Consider the following 16,697-nt stretch of genomic DNA (forward strand, 5'->3'; position numbering starts at 1 on the left):
GGTCGCGCGCCTTTTAGCGCCCCTAGGCCCGCCCTGCAATGCGACTGGGCGTGCATCACCGCAGACGGAAGCGCGACACAGCCGCAAATAGGTCTCGATATAGCCGCGTTAGGGCGCACTCATCTTATTTGCGGGTCTAGCTGGCTCTTGAATCACAATAGAATCTTTATCGTGTTGAGCGGCGTTTTGCTTTCGCTGGAATTCTTCCGTATGCATTGCCAAGCACAGAAGAATTAAAGCCTCGCGAGCTTTCACCAGCATTTGAAGAGCATACTTTTGAAGGGCATCCAAATTTATGTATGAAAGTGTTTCGTCGCCTAGCACCGTTGATTCATCAGCCGTGACCGATAAGAATCGATGTTCGATTTGGTTTCGAATTCGGTCAAGGGTTTCCCCGTCTGGATCGGCAATGCCATTGAAATCTTTATCGAAGAGGTCTTTAGAAAGGAAAAAGAGTCCCCGGAGGGGCCAATTATTGTTTCCGTAAAATGCAGCTCTTATCGGCTTGTTTTCGTCTAATTTATCGTACCATACTTTTCTGAAATTTACCCTCTTAATATTTGCTTCACAATTGAAATAGTCATTGATAAATACAGCAATTTTATCAAAAATTGCGTATGAATCACAGAGAGAAGATTTAAATTTCTCAATACTGTGTCCATAAATAGTATCATCAAACGGGTCAAACAAATTAACTGGTGTGTGATCAAAACCTTTATAATTAATGCCCTCATATAAATTCCGTCGCGCGTATGCATAGTCGGATTTTAATTGATTGTACATATTAACATATCGGAGTGAATTAGTGCGGATATTATACGTGTGAGGAGGCAAATGCATCCAGTCTTCCCGTTCAAAATTGTCTATGCCAAAAATATTCAATGGATCAATATGAAGCTTTTCTTTTTCGCACCAATTATAATAATTTTTATCTGTTGATTTAAATTTTGATTTTCTTGGTTTATTTTTCTTTCCATCCAAAAAGTTACGAACTTCTTTTAGGTGCTTTACGAATATTGGGTGCGCTTCCTCTTTCTGTCCGCTGTCCCAAATAGCTTCGTCAGATATTGCTAGTGTCAAATGATGTCGGGCCAGCTCTGCTATTCGAATTTTATCTTGAATATCAGGTAAATGCTTTGCAAGATATATGAGACCGAAACCCCGATTTCCGAGCGCCGCGGCAAACTCCGGCACCTCAGCAATCACTTCTCCCCACGCGTTGATCGCAGCGATTGGGCGACCGAGTGTGTTCATAATATTAGCGAAGTTTGTTCGTGTTTGCTGTTGACGAGTCACAGAGAGTTCATTGAATGTCGGCGAATTTAGAATTCGCCTTAGACAAAAAACCTGGTTTACATATTCCGGCTGATGCCAGCTCCATTGTGTTTTTGATGATAGCTTCAGCCTGGCAATAGCTGACCAACAATTTGATTCATAATAATATAGCTCGAGGGCGACTTTGTCCGGGGCGCGAAATGAAAGGGCGTTGCAGCGTCGGATTGCGCCATACAGTGCAATAAGGTTGCCGTCACGATCGGCTGTATCGACCGCGAGTGCAATGCGTTGCAGCCATGGCTCAGTGCTCAACTTGTTAAGGCCTCATGATCTTACATAGATAACGTGAAATGATTCATCAGAAGTAGACTATCGGGCACCGAACGCACTTGGCAACAACGTGCTCTTGGACACGAGAGCCGTAGCGCATTATCGCTTCCCTGCAATGACCCACTACGATGCAGTTCTTTCATGCACAAACCTGACCCTGGAGCGCGGGGACCGGGTGCTGGTGCGCGATATCTCGCTGGCGCTGGAACCGGGGCAGGCGCTGGTGCTGACCGGGCCCAATGGCGCGGGCAAGACCACGCTCCTGCGCGCGCTGGCCGGGCTGTTGCGCCCGGCGGCCGGCGAGATTGCGCTGGAGCCCGGCCCTGCGGGCTGGCTGGGCCATGCCGAGGGGCTGAAACCGGCCGAAACCGTGCGTCAGGCGCTGGATTTCTGGGCTGCGCTGTCTGATCAGCCCCGCGACGCGGTGGAGGGTGTGATGCGCGCTCTGGCGCTGGGCCATCTGGCGCGCCGGCCCTGCGGGGCCCTGTCGGCGGGCCAGAAACGGCGCGCTGGCCTCGCCCGCCTCGCCCTGTCGGGCCGGGCGGTGTGGCTGATGGATGAGCCGTCTGCGCCGCTGGACGCCGCCGGGCGCGAGCGCCTGTCCCGGCTGGCGCAGGCCCACCGTGCGCGCGGCGGGATCATCCTGGCCGCCACCCATGCCGATCTGGGCTGGCCGGACGTGCAGCGCCTGGATCTGGGTGCGGAGGCGGCGGCGTGAGCGCGCGGGGGCTGTTCATTCGCGAGGCGCGCCTGGCGTTTGCGGGCGGCGGCGGTCCGGCGGGGCCGGCGGCGTTTTATCTCGCCGCGCTGGCGCTGGCGCCGCTGGCCATCGGGCCGGATGCGGCCATTCTCGCCGCCGCCGGGCCGGGCGTGATCGTGTTCGGCGCCCTGCTGGCCAGCCTGCAGGGCGCCGAGCGCATGTTCGCCGACGACGCCTCTGACGGCACGCTGGAGCTTTACGCCCTGTCCGGACTGCCCTTGTCGGCGTGCGCCCTGATCAAGGCGCTGGCCTATACGCTGGCCGCCTTCTGGCCCGCGCCGGTGATCGCCGGGATGGGCGCTCTCGCCTACGGGCTGAGCCTGGAGGCGGCGCTGGCGCTGGCGGCGGGGATCGCGCTGGCCGCGCCGGGCCTGGTGTTCATCGCCGCCTTCGCCGGAGCGCTGGCGGCGGGCTTGCGCCGGGCCGGGCTGATCATCGCGCTGATCGCCGCGCCTTTGCAGGCGCCGCTTCTGGTGTTCGCCGCCGGTGCGGCGCGCGCGGCCATGGACGGCACGGGACTGACCGGCGCCAATCTGATGCTGGCGCTGGCCTTCTCGCTGGCCGCCATGGTGCTGGCGCCGCTGGGCGCGGGCGCGGCCCTGCGCGCCCGCCTGGAGTAGAGGCTACTTCAGCAGATCAGCCAGCGTGGCGCCCATGCGCGCCGGGCTGTCGGCGACCACGATCCCGGCCGATTTCATCGCCTCGATCTTGCCGTCCGCGCCGCCCTTGCCGCCAGACACGATGGCGCCGGCATGGCCCATGGTGCGGCCCGGAGGCGCGGTGCGCCCGGCGATGAAGCCGACCGTTGGTTTCTTGCGGCCCTTCTTGGCTTCGTCTTTGAGGAACTGGGCGGCTTCCTCCTCGGCCGAGCCGCCGATCTCGCCGATCATGATGATGGACTGCGTCGCCTCATCAGCCAGGAACAGCTCCAGAATGTCGGTGAATTCGGTGCCCTTGACCGGGTCGCCGCCAATGCCTACCGCCGTGGTCTGGCCCAGACCCTCGCGGCTGGTCTGGAACACCGCCTCATAGGTCAGCGTGCCTGAGCGCGAGACCACGCCCACCGAGCCCTTCTTGAAGATGGAGCCGGGCATGATGCCGATCTTGCACTCTTCAGGCGTCAGCACGCCGGGGCAGTTGGGGCCCAGAAGCCGCGAGCTGGAGCGCTCCAGGCGCGCCTTGACCCGCACCATGTCCATCACCGGAATGCCTTCGGTGATGCAGGTGATGAAGCCGATCCCGGCCTCGATGGCCTCGATGATGGCGTCGGCTGCGCCCGCAGGCGGCACATAGATCACGCTGGCGTCCGCGCCGGTGGCCTCGCGCGCTTCGGCCACGGAGGCGAAGATCGGCAGGTCCGCCGCGCCGTCCATGCCGCTAGTCCAGCTCTCGCCGCCCTTCTTGGGGTGCACGCCGCCCACCATCTTGGTGCCGTAATAGGCCAGCGCCTGCTCGGTGTGGAAGGTGCCGGTCTTGCCGGTCAGGCCCTGGACGATGACCTTGGTGTCTTTGTTGACGAGAATGGACATGGGTTTGGGTTTCCTAAAGGCAGTTTTTCAAGGTGGGGAGCGAGGCCATGAGTACGAGCCTACCCCCGCACCGCCTTGACGATTTTCTGGGCGGCGTCGTCGAGATCGTCGGCGCTGGTGATGTCCAGGCCGCTCTGGTCGAGAATCTGCTTGCCCAGCTCCACATTGGTGCCTTCCAGGCGCACCACCAGCGGGACTTTCAGGCCCACCTCTTTCACCGCGGCGACCACGCCCTCGGCGATCACGTCGCAGCGCATGATGCCGCCGAAGATATTGACCAGAATGCCTTTGACGTTCTTGTCGGCGGTGATGATCTTGAAGGCGGCCGTCACCTTCTCCTTGCTGGCGCCGCCGCCCACATCGAGGAAGTTGGCCGGCTCGGCGCCATAGAGCTTGATGATGTCCATGGTCGCCATGGCCAGGCCCGCCCCGTTGACCATGCAGCCGATCTCGCCGTCCAGGGCGATATAGGCCAGGTCATATTTGGAGGCCTCGATTTCCTTGTCGTCCTCCTCGGTCAGATCGCGCAGGGCGCGCACATCGTCGTGGCGGAACAGGGCGTTGCCGTCAAAGCTGACCTTGGCGTCGAGCACGCGGATGCGCCCGTCCTTCATGACGATCAGCGGGTTGATCTCCAGCAAGCTCATATCGGTCTGGGTGAAGGCGCGGTAGAGCACGCCGGCCAGCGCCAGCATGTCCTCGCGCGCCGGGCCGGTGAGCTTTAGCGCATCGGCGATGGCCGCGGCGTCAGAGCCGGTCACCCCGGTCTCGGGATTGATGTTGAGGGTGATGATCTTCTCGGGCGTGTGCTCGGCCACCTCCTCGATATCCATCCCGCCCTCGGTGGAAACCACAAAGGCCACGCGCCCGGCATCGCGGTTGACCAGCAGGGACAGATAGAGCTCGCGCTCGATATCGGCGCCGTCCTCGATATAGAGCCGGCTCACCACCCGGCCCGCCGGGCCGGTCTGGTGGGTGACCAGGGTCTTGCCCAGCATCTCCTCGGCGTGGCGCACCACGTCGTCCTTGGAGAAGGCCAGCCGCACGCCGCCCTTGGCGTCCGGCCCCAGCTCCTTGAACTTGCCCTTGCCGCGCCCGCCGGCATGGATCTGGGATTTCACCACCCAGAGCGGGCCGGGCAGCTGGTCAGCGGCCTTTCGCGCTTCCTCCACGGAAAACACGGCGACGCCGTCGGCGACCGGGGCGCCAAAGGATTTCAGCAGGGCCTTGGCCTGGTGCTCGTGGATGTTCATGGGGCCGCACGCTCCTGATCAGGCGGAAAGGAAGGATGCGCCGCAGCAACGGCGCGCCGGGCCGCGTTATAACACCCGTCAGGGTGCTGGCAACGCAGCTGTGCGGGCAATGCAGTTGCGCAGGCTCATTCGCGCCGGGCGCCCGGGGCCAGGCGCGCTGAAATCGCGCCCGCCGCCCAGCCCAGCCCGCCGGCCAGACCGGCGCTCAGGGCGAGGATCACGCCGGCGGGGTCGCCCGCACAGCTCTGCGGCGTTCCCCCCGCCGCGATGCAGGCTTCGGCGGCGGTCTCCAGCATGGCGGCCAGCGCCAGCGCGGTCAGCTGGCCGGCCAGAACCGGCAGGCCCGCGCCCACCAGCGTCCAGCCCATCCAGCCGGCAAAGGTCAGTGCGCGAAGCCAGGCGCGCAGCCACAGGGCCAGTCCCGCGCATGCGGCTGCCGGCGCGGCGATGGCGAGCAGGGCGAAGAAGGTCATGGTCGCGGCTCCGGCGCCGGGGCGCCTGCCGGGCTTTCATCGGCTTCATCAGCTTCATCGGCGCTGTCCTCGGGGGCTTCGATCTCGGCCAGCTCCGCCGAGGTGGCGGTGAGATAGAGGAAGGGTTCGCGCTCTTCTTGAGCGACCGGCGCGCGCACGGTGCGCCGCCACATCATGGCGGCGGCCAGGATGGCGCTGAATACCGCGGCGAACAGGAACAGGCCGCGCGCGCCCAGCGGTCCGGCATAGGCGATGCCGGCCAGGATCGGCCCGATCACCGATCCGGCGGCCCAGACCAGCAGGGTTCCCGAAGCGATGGCCGGCAGGTCCTCGACCCGTGAGCGGTCTGCGGCGTGGGCGATGCCCACCGCGTAATAGGACAGGCTGGCCGCGCCCCACAGGCCCGCCAGCACGGCGCCGCCAGCGAGGCCGGGATTGAGCAGGACGGCCAGCACGATGGCGAACAGCGCCGACGCCGCAGCCAGGGCTGCGATCACCAGGCGCCGGTCAATGCGGTCGGATACCCAGCCTGCAGGCCACTGGGCCAGCATGGCCACGGCGTAGATCACCGCCATCACCAGCGCCGCCGCGCCGGCGGCGGCTTCGGGATTGAGGGTTTCGGCCCAGATGGGCACGAAAGCCAGCGTGCCTGAATTGACCACTCCGGCGATGAAGACGGCCGCAGCGGTGGCCGGCGCGATGGACAGAAGGCGCAGCGGCGAAACGGTCTCGCCGGTGGGCAGGGACGGCTCGCCGCGCCGGGTGAAGACGATGGGGATCAGGGCCAGGGACAGGAAAATGCCCGCGATCACGAAGCTGTCGCCCAGCACCAGGCCGGGAATGGCGATCAGGAAGGGGCCCAGTATCAGCCCGGCCCGGCCCAGGATCTGATACATGGAGATCACCGTGCCGCGGCGCTCGGACGGGGTGGCGTCGGCGATCCAGCTTTCGGCCACGGCGAAAATGCCCGCCGCGCACACCCCGAAGCCGAAACGCGCCAGCAGCCACCAGGTGAAATCCGAATCCAGCGCCAGCGCCAGCGTCAGGGCCGCGCCCCCGCCGGCATAGGCGGCATAGGCGCGGATATGGCCGATGGAGCGGATGATGCGCGGCGCGGTGAAGGCGCCGGCCATGAAGCCCGCGCTATAGCCCGCCACCACCGCGCCGATGGACAGCGCTGACCAGGCGGCCGCATTCATGGCCAGCGGCAGGGCGACGCCCAGCGCCCCCACCGCCACCTGCAGCAGCAGCGTGGCGGCCATCACCGTGGCGACATTGCGGTAGATGACCATGACCGGGTCCTTCGGGCGGCTGCTGTGGCGATGAGGCAAGACATCACGCGCGCGCTTGCGGCGCAAGACGCGGCGCTGGCGCCCGCTCATGCATTTGAAGCGGGCTTCAGCCCAGCCGGGCCAGACGCGCGATCATCCAGTCCAGCGAGGCCGGCCCGGCCCCGCGCAGCGCCAGATACAGCCCCAGCGCGCCCCAGGCCAGGGTCGAGGGCCAGGCTTCAGGCAGGATGAAGGCCATATGCCAGAGCGCGCCTGCGGACACCGCCAGCCCCGCCAGCCGGGCAAGCAGGCCTGCAGCAAGGCTCATGGCGATCAGGCTGGCCGCCGCCAGCAGCGCCATGGCGGCCAGCGCCGGGTCGATCTGGTTCTGGGTCCACAGGCGGGCGGCGTCCACAAGGCCCGGATCGGGCGTCACCCAGGCGCGCCAGTCGGCGCGCTCGCTCACCGGCAGGGCGTTGGCCCGCGCCCAGGTCCAGAACTGGACCGCCAGGGCGGCGCGCACGGCCAGGCCGGCGATCAGATCGGTCATCAGCGCGCCGGTGCGCGGCGCGCGCGGCGAGGCCAGCGCGGGCTGCGCAGACGCCGTATCAGCGAACAGCGCGCTGAAGCGCCGGCCCTCATCGTGCGGGTTCATCACGCCCCCTCTCCCACGCTTGCACCATGGCGCCAGAGGCGGCCCTGGTTCAATGCCTCGCGCGCCGGCTATGCCAGCGCGTGGCGGCGGGGCCACAGGGAAACGTCAGATATCCAGCAGCAGCCTTTGCGGGTTTTCCAGGCTTTCCTTGACGCGCACCAGGAAGGTGACGGCTTCCTTGCCGTCGACAATACGGTGGTCATAGGACAGGGCCAGATACATCATCGGGCGGATTTTCACCTCGCCATTGATGGCCATGGGGCGCTCCTGGATCTTGTGCATGCCCAGAATGCCCGACTGGGGCGCGTTGAGGATGGGCGAGGACATCAGCGAGCCATACACCCCGCCATTGGAGATGGTGAAGGTGGCGCCCTGCATGTCCTCGATGGCCAGCTTGCCGTCGCGTGCGCGCTTGCCCAGATCGCCGATTCCGGATTCGATCTCGGCCAGGGATTTCACGTCGCAATCGCGCACCACCGGCACCACCAGGCCCTTGTCGGTGCCCACGGCCACGCCGATATCGTAGTAATTCTTGTAGATGATATCGGTGCCGTCGATCTCGGCATTGACCGCCGGGATGTCTTTCAGGGCCGCCACGCAGGCCTTCACGAAAAAGCTCATGAAACCGAGTTTCACGCCATGCTTGGCGGTGAAATCGTCCTGGACCTGCTTGCGCAGGGCCATGATGGCGCTCATGTCCGCCTCGTTATAGGTGGTGAGCATGGCCGCCGAGTTCTGGGCCTCTTTCAGGCGCCGGGCGATGGTCTGGCGCAGTCGGGTCATTTTCACCCGCTCCTCGCGCTCGCCGGTCTCGCGCGGCGCGGACGGCGCGGAGGCTGCAGGCGCGGGTGCAGACGCCCCGCCCTCAAGCGCCTTCAGGGCGTCGCCCTTGGTCACCCGGCCATCCTTGCCCGTGCCCTCGACCCTGGACAGGTCGAGATCGTTTTCCGCCGCCACGCGCTTGGCCGCGGGCATGGCCTTGGCGCCGGACGCGTCCGCGGACTTGTCGTCAGCTTCGCCTTCGGACTTCTCCTTGTCCTTTTCGCCGGACTTGTCCTTGTCCTGATCCTTGCCTTCGGATTTTGCGGCGGATTTGTCGCCGGACTTGTCCGTCTTGGCGCCCGATCCGGCGCCCAGCCTGGCCAGCGCCGCGCCGATTTCCACCGTGTCGCCTTCCTCAGCCAGGATCTCCTCGATCACGCCGTCTTCCTCGGCGCGCACCTCGACGGCGACCTTGTCGGTCTCCAGCTCGACCAGCACATCATCCTTTTTCACCGAATCGCCCTTGGACACCTGCCAGGCGCCGACCGTGGCCTCGGAGACGGATTCGCCCAGTGTGGGCACTTTGATCTCGGTCATGATGGGTCTTTCTGTATCGCGGGGCGGAAGGATTGGCGGAAGGGGATCAGTCGTCAGCGTCGAGGGTCAGCGCCTCGTCCACCAGCGCCTTCTGCTGGGCCTGGTGACGCGACAGCAGGCCGGTGGCGGTGGAGGCGGACGGCGCCCGGCCTGCATAGCGCGGACGCGCGCTGCGGGTGGCGGCCTTGTCCAGGCAGAACTCGATATAGGGCTCCACGAAGGTCCACGCGCCCATATTCCTGGGCTCTTCCTGGCACCAGACCACATCGGCGTTGGGGAAGCGCTTGAGCTCGTCGATCACCGACTTGGCCGGGAAGGGATAGAACTGCTCCACGCGCAGGAGATAGATGTCGTCCAGCCCGCGCTCCTCGCGCGCCTCGAGCAGGTCGAAATAGACCTTGCCCGAGCACATCACCACCCGGCGGATCTTGTCATCCGCCTGCAAGGTCACGGTGGTGCGCGCCGGGCCGGTGTCGGGATGGCTCTTGCGGGCATGGCTGTCGGCATCGTCCCACAAGACGCGGTGGAAAGCCGAACCCGGGCCGAACTCGATGAGCGCGCTCACGCAGCGCTTGTGACGCAGAAGGCTCTTGGGCGTCATCAGGATCAGCGGCTTGCGGAAGCCGCGATGGATCTGGCGGCGCAGGATATGGAAATAATTCGCCGGGGTGGAGCAGTTGGCCACCTGCATATTGTCCTGGGCGCATTGCTGCAGAAAGCGCTCCAGCCGCGCCGAGGAGTGCTCGGGACCCTGGCCCTCATAGCCATGGGGCAGAAGCATCACCAGGCCCGACATGCGCAGCCATTTGCGCTCGGCCGAGGAGATGAACTGGTCGACGATCATCTGGGCGCCGTTGGCGAAATCGCCGAACTGGGCCTCCCACATCACCAGCGTGTTGGGCGCGGAGGTGGAATAGCCGTATTCAAAGCCCAGCACCGCCTCTTCCGAGAGCATGGAATCGATCACCTCATAGCGGGCCTGGTCCTCGCTGAGATGATTGAGCAGGGTGTGGCGCTCCTGGGTCTCCTGATCGATGATGTGGGAATGGCGCTGGGAGAAGGTGCCGCGCCCGCAATCCTGGCCCGACAGGCGCACCGGGAAGCCTTCCATCGCCAGCGTGCCGAAGGCCAGATGCTCGGCGGTGGCCCAGTCAATGCCGTCCCCGTCCTCCAGCACCGCCTTGCGGCGCCCTTCCAGAACGCGCTTGAGCGTACGGTGGATATTGATCCCGTCGGGGATCGTGGTCATCCGGTCGGCCACGGTCTTGAGCCTGTCGGTCTCCACCGCGGTCTGGCCGCGCCGGTCATCCTCTTCAGGCAGGCCCAGACCTGACCACACGCCGTCCAGCCAGTCGGCCTTGTTGGTCTTGTAGCTCTTGCCGGCGTCGAACTCGGCGTCGAGGAAACCGGCGAAGTCTTCGGCCCAGCCGTCGATCTCGTCCCGGGTGACCAGGCCCTCATCGATCAGGCGCTGGCCGTAAAGCTCCAGCGTGGTGGGGTGTTTGGAGATGGCCCGGTACATCACCGGCTGGGTGAAGGAGGGATCATCGCCCTCATTATGGCCGAAGCGGCGGTAGCAGAACATGTCCACCACCACGTCCTTGCCGAATTTCTGGCGGTATTCGGCGGCGATTTTCGCCGCGAACACCACCGCTTCGGGGTCGTCGCCATTGACGTGGAAGATGGGCGCCTGGACCATCAGGGCCACATCGGACGGATAGGGCGAGGAGCGCGAATCCTTGGGGTCGGTGGTGAAGCCGATCTGGTTATTGACCACGAAATGCACCGCCCCGCCGGTGCGGTGGCCCTTCAGCCCGGACAGGCCGAAGCACTCGGCCACGATGCCCTGGCCGGCGAAGGCCGCGTCCCCGTGCAGCAGCAGCGGCATGACCCGGTGCCAGGACGGTTCGCCGGTCTCGCGCAGCATCTTGCTCATCTTGGCGCGGGCCTTGCCCATCACCACCGGGTTCACCGCCTCCAGGTGGGACGGGTTGGGGCTGAGCGACAGATGGACGGTATTGCCGTCAAACTCCCGGTCGGACGACGAGCCCAAATGGTATTTCACATCGCCCGAGGCGTAGTCTTCGTCGCCCAGCGAATCCCCGCCCTGGAACTCGTGGAAGATCACGTGATAGGGCTTGCCCATCACGGCGGCGAGCACGTTCAGCCGACCCCGGTGGGGCATGCCGATGATGATTTCCTCAACGCCCAGCGCGCCGCCGCGCTTGATGATCTGCTCCAGCGCCGGGATCAGGGATTCCCCGCCATCAATGCCGAAGCGCTTGGTGCCGGGATAGCGCTTGTGCAAGAAGCGCTCGAAGCCTTCGGTCTCGATGATCTTGCGCAGGATGGCGCGCTTGCCCTCGGGCGAGAAGGCCACGCCCTTGTCCGGCCCCTCGATGCGCTCTTGCAGCCAGGCTTTCTCGTCGGGGTTGGAGATGTGCATGAACTCCACCGCGAAGGTGGAGCAATAGGTGCGCTTGAGGATGTCCAGCATCTGGCGCACCGTGGCGGTTTCCAGCCCCAGATAGCCGTTGATGAAGATCTCGCGGTCGTAATCGGCTTCGGTGAAGCCGTAATTCTCCGGCTCCAGCTCCGGCTGGGGGCCGAAATCGGTCAGGCCCAGCGGGTCCAGATCGGCGGCCAGATGCCCGCGCATGCGATAGGCGCGGATCAGCATGATGGCGGCGATGGAATCCTTGACCGCCTTGTGAACATCGGCGGGCGCAGCGCTGGCGCCGGCGTGCCGGGCCACCGCGTCGGGCAGGGCGGTCATGGCCGCTTCCATATCGCCCAGCGCCGCGATCAGCTCGCCATTGGGGCGGCGCGGCCAGCCCTGACGCTTCCAGGCCGGGCCCTTGGCGGCCTGGCGCGCATCGCCGCCCTCATCGCCCACTTCATCCAGGAAGGCGCGCCAGGAGTCCGGTACGCTGGCCGGATCCTCGGCGTATCGCGCGGCCATCTGCTCGATATAGGCGGCGTTGCCGCCGAACAGGAAGGCGGTGTCTAGGAAGGTCTGGTTTGCAGAGGAGCGTGCGTCAGCCATGGATGCCATATGTCCGCGAGCGGAGAAACGCGCCCTGGGGCGCGCGGGCGAGGGGTCGCCGCTATGTATGACGTATGAAAGGTAAAGAGAAGCCTGATCGTCCGATTCGGGCGCCGAAACCTAGAACGATCGTTCGCCAGAGGGGCGCGCGCCGTCAGCCAGGCGCCCGACCACATGCACAGCCTGTCATTAACGTGTCATGTGACAAATACGGGCTCTGACCGGCTCGGCCGATCCGTGCCGGCAGAGCGCCGCAAGGGATGGCTGTTGAACCCATGGATCTGCACGCTGCACTGGCTCAGTATCGCGCGTCCGTCCGCGATCGTGATCCGCTGGATGCGACCCAGATCGAGTTCATCAATCTCGGCCCCTTGCGCGATCGCTATGGTGCGCGCTGGCCGCAGGTGCGCGAGCGCATTTTCGATGTCTGCGACGCCTTCGTGAAGCGGCGCCTGGCGCCGGGTGATCTGGCCGTGCGCGCCGCGACAGGCTTTCTGGTGCTGCCCGGTCCCGGGCGCACCGAGACGGCGGCCGCCTTCACAGCGCGCATCGAGCGCGAGCTGCAGGCGTTTTTCCTGGGCGTGGAGCATCTCCAGTCGCTGCAGGTGCAGGCCCGGCACACGCCCCTGCCCGCAGCGTGTCTGCTGGATGCGCTGGGCTCGAGCGCCATGGAAGAGGCCGCTCAAGCCCATGAGGCCGCCGCAGCGCCTGATGAACCGGCGCCGCCTGTCCTGCCCGATTTCGAGCTGTATTTCGAGCCGGTCTGGACTGCAGCATCGGGGTTTGTGGCCCTGCATGCGGCGGAGCCTGCGGGCGTGTCCTCGCTGGGGGCGGGCCTGATGCGCGGACACGCGCTGGCGCCCTCGGCGGGCGGCGCGGCGATGCGCATGGAGCTGGACCGGCGCGTGCTGATGGCGGCGGCGCGCGCCTGGCGTGAAGGCCGGGGCGGGGCGCCGGGCGTGCTGGCGGCGCCGGTGCATTACGAGACCCTGGCCCAGCTCAAATGCCGCCTGCCCTATCTGGCCTCGTTCAGCGCGCTGGAGGAAGCCGAGCGCAAGGCGGTTATGGCCCTCATCCGGGCGTCCCCGGTTGACGCGCCCTATACCCGGCTCACCGAAGTCTGCCGCAGCGCCAAGGCGCTCTTTCCCCGGGTGATCGTGGAGATCGATCTGATGAAGGTGAAGCTCGACCGCTTCGTGGATGCGCGCGCGGATGTGTTCTTTTTCACAGCGCCCGGTCCGGCGCCGTTCAGCGCGCCCGCCCTGGAGGCGATCAGTCGGTTGAGCGAGCGCGCTGCGCGGCTGGGGGCGCGAACCGCCATGGGCGGGTGCTGCGACGCCGCCCAGCTGGCCGCGGCGCTGGATGCAGGCGTGCACTATATTTCGGGGCCGCTGACCGGCGAGCCGGCGCGGCGGGCCCGGCCCCCGTATCAACTGGACCTGACCGCAACGGCGCCGGGTCCGCAAGCCCAGGGAAGGCAAGCCTCATGAGCCAGGAAAATGGCGATCTGTTGCGCGTGGTCTATCTCTCAACCAGCCTGATCAGCCGGTCGCCGGGCGCGTTCCGGGCCGAGATGGCCTCCATTCTGGAAGCCTGCGCCCGGCGCAATCCGCGCCTGGGCGTCACCGGCGTGCTGATCTATGAGCGCGGGCGCTTCGTGCAGCTGCTGGAGGGCCCGGCAGAGGCGGTGGACGCCCTGCTGGACGATATCGAGACCGATGTGCGCCACGGCCTGTTCAAGATACTCTGGCGCACGCGGGCGTCTAGGCGCCTGTTCGAAAACTGGTCCATGGCCTTCATGGACGCCGCTGACGCCCCGGCGCTGCCGGACGCCGCCACCCCCTGGGAGCGCGCCAGCCCCGTACAGCTGGCCGCGCGCCTGGCGTTCGCAGGCAAGCATTTGTCCGTGCTGAGCGTCCCGGTCTCGCCCGCCTCACCGGCGGTCAATACGGCTGATCGCCCGGGTTCTGCGTACGCATGACCGGGACCGGGGCGGGCTGGCCGCGCGCCGCCATCCAGTCGTCCAGCGCCCAGTGCACGGACGGAAAGGCGAGGGTGGCGCGCGGGATGTCCTCGAACGCGCACAGGCGCACTTCCTGACTTTCCGGACCCGGCGCAATCTCTGACTTCAGCCGGGCGCGGAAGAAAATCTGCACCTGGGAGATGCGCGGGATGGAATAGACGCCCAGCAGCGCGTCCAGCTCGATATCGGCGCACGCCTCCTCGCGCGCCTCGCGCCGGGCGGCGGCCTCCACGCTCTCGCCCTCTTCCATATAGCCGGCCGGCAGGGTCCAGAAGCCTGTGCGCGGCGCGATGGCGCGCCGGCAGATCAGGATGCGGCCCAGATCATCGGCCACCACCGCCCCGGCGACGATTTTCGGGTTCACATAGTCGATAAAGCCGCACTGGCCGCACACGCGCCGTTCGCGGTCCTCGCCTTCAGGCGTGCGTATTTCAAAGCTGGGCCCGGATGCGGTCATGGCGCGGACGGTCTCCTCTGGCCGCTCAGATGGCGTTGATCCGTACAAGGAAAGGGCGCTAATTGAAACGTCATCAAATTCGCGTAGAGTGCAATCATTCCGTTGCCTGAACATAGGTCACACATGCCCCAGGCACATAAATCCGCGCCGCCGGCCTTCATCCTCGCGGCCTCTCCCGGCCATCTGCTGCACCGCGCCCAGCAATTTGCGTCCGACCAGTTCTCGGAGGCCACGGGCGGCGTCGAACTGACCCAGCGCCAGTTCGCGGTTCTGTGCGCGGTCCATGACGCCGAAGGCCTGACCCAGACCCAGCTGGTCCAGGCCACAGGGATTGACCGCTCCACCCTGGCCGAGCTGGTCTCGCGCATGGCGGCCAAGGGGCTGCTCCTGCGCGAGAAGGCGCCGGGCGATGCGCGCGCCAATGCGGTGCGCCTGACCGATGAGGGCCGCGCCCTCTACCGCACCGCCATTGACGGTGCGCGCGCGGCGGACGAGGCGATTTTGTCCGCCCTGCCCAAGAACAAGCGCGCCAGCTTCGCCGAAGCCCTCGCCCGCATCTCCCGCGCCATCGATCTGGGCGCCGAGGCCGCGCGCGCCGAGGCCAAGAAGGCCAAGGCCGACAAGGGCCGCGGCGACAAGAAGAAGAAGAAAAAGAAGAAAAAGGACAAATAGTCCGCAGCCCGGACGGTTCTGGCCCCTACCAGCGCGAGGCCTCGCGCAAGGACTCATGGTCCACCGGCGCGCCGCCGGCGGCCCGCCAGGCCGGTTCGAGATGGCGCAGCCACACCACATCGGTCACCGCCCCGCGCCAGCGCGCCTGGATGCGCCCTTCGCCATCAATCACAAAGGTTTCCGGCGCGCCGGTGACGCCCAGCTCGAAGGCGGCGCGTCCCTCTGGATCATTGGCCAGCCCGGCAAAGGGATCGCCCAGCTCGTCGAGAAACGCCAGCGCCCGCTCGGGCCGGTCGCGATAGACGATGCCGTAGATCGGCGCGCCGCTGTCGTGCAGGGCCATCAGGACGGGATGCTCCACCCGGCAGGGCGGGCACCAGGACCCCCAGACATTGAGCAGGTAAGGCCCCTCCACCGCATCGGGAACATAGGCGCCGCGCCCGCCGGGAAAGGGCTGAAGCGGCATGTCGGGCAGGGGCCGGCCCTCATGGCTGTCATGGCCGGGCGACGGCGCCAGCAAGGCGATGGCGAACACGGCGATCAGGACCGCGATCACCGCCAGCGGCGCCCAGACCACCAGCCGGTTCATGACCGGGCCTCGTCTTTGAGCTCGGCTTCCAGCGCCTTCAGGCGCGCCCGGGCGGCCAGGCGCGCGCGCACGGTGAGGACGCTGAGCGCCCCGACGGCCAGCGCGGTGAGGCCCCAGGCGCTCCACACCCATCCGGCATAGCCGCCCATGGCGGCCCAGTCGGCGATGGCGCTCATGATTTCAACTCCCCGGCCTTCAGCTCTTCAGCTTCCAGGCGCTGCTCGCGCCGGCGCAACAGCATGTCCGCGCGCCGCCGGGCGATCTGGGTGCGCATGGCGGTGAGCGCCAGCGCGCCCAGGAGCATGGTGAAGGCCAGCGCCATGATCAGCAGCGGCCAGAGCTGGCTGGCGTGGATGGTGGGCCCGTCAAAGCGCAGCACGCTGGCGGGCTGGTGCAGCGTGTTCCACCAGTCCACCGAGAACTTGATCACCGGCAGATTGATCAGGCCCGCCATGGCCAGAATCGCGCCCGAACGCGCCGACAGGCGCTCGTCCTCAATGGCCGCGCGCAGGGCGATATAGCCCAGGAACAGAAGGAACAGCACCAGCATGGAGGTCAGGCGCGCATCCCACACCCACCAGGCGCCCCACATGGGCCGGCCCCAGATGGAGCCGGTGGCCAGGCACACAAAGGCGAACACCGCCCCCGCCGGCGCCAGCGCGCGCGCGGCCAGATCGGCCAGGTTATGGCGCCAGACGAAATACACGAAGCTGGCGATCCCCATCCCCGCATAGGCGGCCATGGACAGCCAGGCGGCGGGCACGTGGACATACATGATGCGCACCGTGTCGGACTGCTGATAGTCCGGCGGCGAGAACACCAGCGCCCACGGGATCCCGATGAGAAACAGCACCGCGGCCAGCGCCCACAGCGCCGGGACCAGGACGCGCGCCATGCGCTCGAAGCGTTCGGGATTGGCCAGATAACTCCACATGTCCGCTCACCTAGCGGTCAGCGCCCGCCGCGGCAAGATGGCGCGCACGCCAGAGCGATGCGGCCCGGCGC

At 66.0% G+C, this 16,697-nt stretch carries 17 protein-coding genes; 5 read left to right on the forward strand and 12 right to left on the reverse strand.

The features are described from left to right. Positions 1-108: 108 nt before the first annotated feature. Positions 109-1,587 (reverse strand): LA2681 family HEPN domain-containing protein, encoded by a 1,479-nt coding sequence (locus F1654_RS08670; RefSeq protein WP_150023128.1) that lies wholly within the window; start codon positions 1,585-1,587, stop codon positions 109-111. Between the two features lie 133 nt (positions 1,588-1,720). On the opposite strand from F1654_RS08670, the gene ccmA reads away from it, so the two are divergent. Together ccmA and F1654_RS08680 are read left to right on the forward strand one after the other, a co-directional pair. Then, positions 1,721-2,323, forward strand: coding sequence for a heme ABC exporter ATP-binding protein CcmA (ccmA, locus tag F1654_RS08675; RefSeq protein ID WP_150023129.1), 603 nt, complete (start codon positions 1,721-1,723; stop codon positions 2,321-2,323). After that, a complete protein-coding gene (locus F1654_RS08680; protein ID WP_150023130.1) occupies positions 2,320-2,985 on the forward strand; it encodes a heme exporter protein CcmB in 666 nt (221 codons plus the stop codon). Before ccmA ends, F1654_RS08680 begins: the two co-directional genes overlap by 4 nt. Before the next feature lie 3 nt (positions 2,986-2,988). On the opposite strand, the gene sucD is transcribed toward F1654_RS08680, so the two are convergent. The 7 genes from sucD to F1654_RS08715 all read right to left on the reverse strand — a co-directional run bounded on the left by sucD (position 2,989) and on the right by F1654_RS08715 (position 11,951). Then, on the reverse strand, positions 2,989-3,894 hold the full coding sequence (gene sucD / locus F1654_RS08685) for a succinate--CoA ligase subunit alpha (protein WP_150023131.1): 906 nt from the start codon (positions 3,892-3,894) through the stop codon (positions 2,989-2,991). 59 nt (positions 3,895-3,953) lie between these two features. After that, on the reverse strand, positions 3,954-5,147 hold the full coding sequence (sucC, locus tag F1654_RS08690) for an ADP-forming succinate--CoA ligase subunit beta (protein WP_150023132.1): 1,194 nt from the start codon (positions 5,145-5,147) through the stop codon (positions 3,954-3,956). A gap of 125 nt (positions 5,148-5,272) precedes the next feature. Then, complete coding sequence (locus F1654_RS08695) at positions 5,273-5,620, reverse strand: hypothetical protein (RefSeq protein WP_150023133.1); 348 nt, start codon at positions 5,618-5,620, stop codon at positions 5,273-5,275. Next, positions 5,617-6,912, reverse strand: a complete 1,296-nt coding sequence (locus F1654_RS08700) for an MFS transporter (protein WP_150023134.1) — start codon at positions 6,910-6,912, stop codon at positions 5,617-5,619. The genes F1654_RS08695 and F1654_RS08700 overlap by 4 nt, the downstream gene beginning before the upstream one ends. Positions 6,913-7,018: 106 nt before the next feature. Continuing rightward, on the reverse strand, positions 7,019-7,546 hold the full coding sequence (locus F1654_RS08705; protein WP_150023135.1) for a hypothetical protein: 528 nt from the start codon (positions 7,544-7,546) through the stop codon (positions 7,019-7,021). Between the two features lie 105 nt (positions 7,547-7,651). Continuing rightward, entirely contained in the window at positions 7,652-8,905 is a 1,254-nt protein-coding gene (gene odhB, locus F1654_RS08710; RefSeq protein WP_150023136.1) for a 2-oxoglutarate dehydrogenase complex dihydrolipoyllysine-residue succinyltransferase, read from the reverse strand. 46 nt (positions 8,906-8,951) lie between these two features. Further along, positions 8,952-11,951, reverse strand: a complete 3,000-nt coding sequence (locus tag F1654_RS08715) for a 2-oxoglutarate dehydrogenase E1 component (protein WP_150023137.1) — start codon at positions 11,949-11,951, stop codon at positions 8,952-8,954. A gap of 260 nt (positions 11,952-12,211) precedes the next feature. Between F1654_RS08715 and F1654_RS08720 the strand changes: the two genes are divergently transcribed. Together F1654_RS08720 and F1654_RS08725 are read left to right on the forward strand one after the other, a co-directional pair. After that, entirely contained in the window at positions 12,212-13,441 is a 1,230-nt protein-coding gene (locus F1654_RS08720; protein ID WP_150023138.1) for a hypothetical protein, read from the forward strand. Then, positions 13,438-13,932, forward strand: a complete 495-nt coding sequence (locus F1654_RS08725; RefSeq protein ID WP_150023139.1) for a BLUF domain-containing protein — start codon at positions 13,438-13,440, stop codon at positions 13,930-13,932. Before F1654_RS08720 ends, F1654_RS08725 begins: the two co-directional genes overlap by 4 nt. Here F1654_RS08725 and F1654_RS08730 read toward each other — a convergent pair. Next, a complete protein-coding gene (locus F1654_RS08730; protein WP_150023140.1) occupies positions 13,895-14,431 on the reverse strand; it encodes an NUDIX hydrolase in 537 nt (178 codons plus the stop codon). The two genes, F1654_RS08725 and F1654_RS08730, sit on opposite strands and share 38 nt — an antisense overlap. A 123-nt stretch (positions 14,432-14,554) precedes the next feature. Here F1654_RS08730 and F1654_RS08735 point away from each other — a divergent pair, with 123 nt between their 5' ends. Continuing rightward, positions 14,555-15,103, forward strand: coding sequence for a MarR family winged helix-turn-helix transcriptional regulator (locus F1654_RS08735; protein WP_150023141.1), 549 nt, complete (start codon positions 14,555-14,557; stop codon positions 15,101-15,103). A gap of 25 nt (positions 15,104-15,128) precedes the next feature. On the opposite strand, the gene F1654_RS08740 is transcribed toward F1654_RS08735, so the two are convergent. From F1654_RS08740 to F1654_RS08750, 3 genes are read right to left on the reverse strand one after another with little or no spacing between them, the layout of a single operon-like run. Beyond that, complete coding sequence (locus F1654_RS08740) at positions 15,129-15,692, reverse strand: DsbE family thiol:disulfide interchange protein (RefSeq protein WP_150023142.1); 564 nt, start codon at positions 15,690-15,692, stop codon at positions 15,129-15,131. Continuing rightward, entirely contained in the window at positions 15,689-15,868 is a 180-nt protein-coding gene (ccmD, locus tag F1654_RS08745) for a heme exporter protein CcmD (RefSeq protein WP_233205195.1), read from the reverse strand. Before ccmD ends, F1654_RS08740 begins: the two co-directional genes overlap by 4 nt. Continuing rightward, positions 15,865-16,626: a heme ABC transporter permease gene (locus F1654_RS08750; RefSeq protein ID WP_150023143.1), complete on the reverse strand. Its 762-nt coding sequence runs from the start codon at positions 16,624-16,626 to the stop codon at positions 15,865-15,867. Before F1654_RS08750 ends, ccmD begins: the two co-directional genes overlap by 4 nt. Positions 16,627-16,697: the final 71 nt, after the last annotated feature.

Origin of the sequence: Alkalicaulis satelles (assembly GCF_008630495.1) — a bacterium.
Lineage (GTDB): Bacteria > Pseudomonadota > Alphaproteobacteria > Caulobacterales > Maricaulaceae > Oceanicaulis > Oceanicaulis satelles.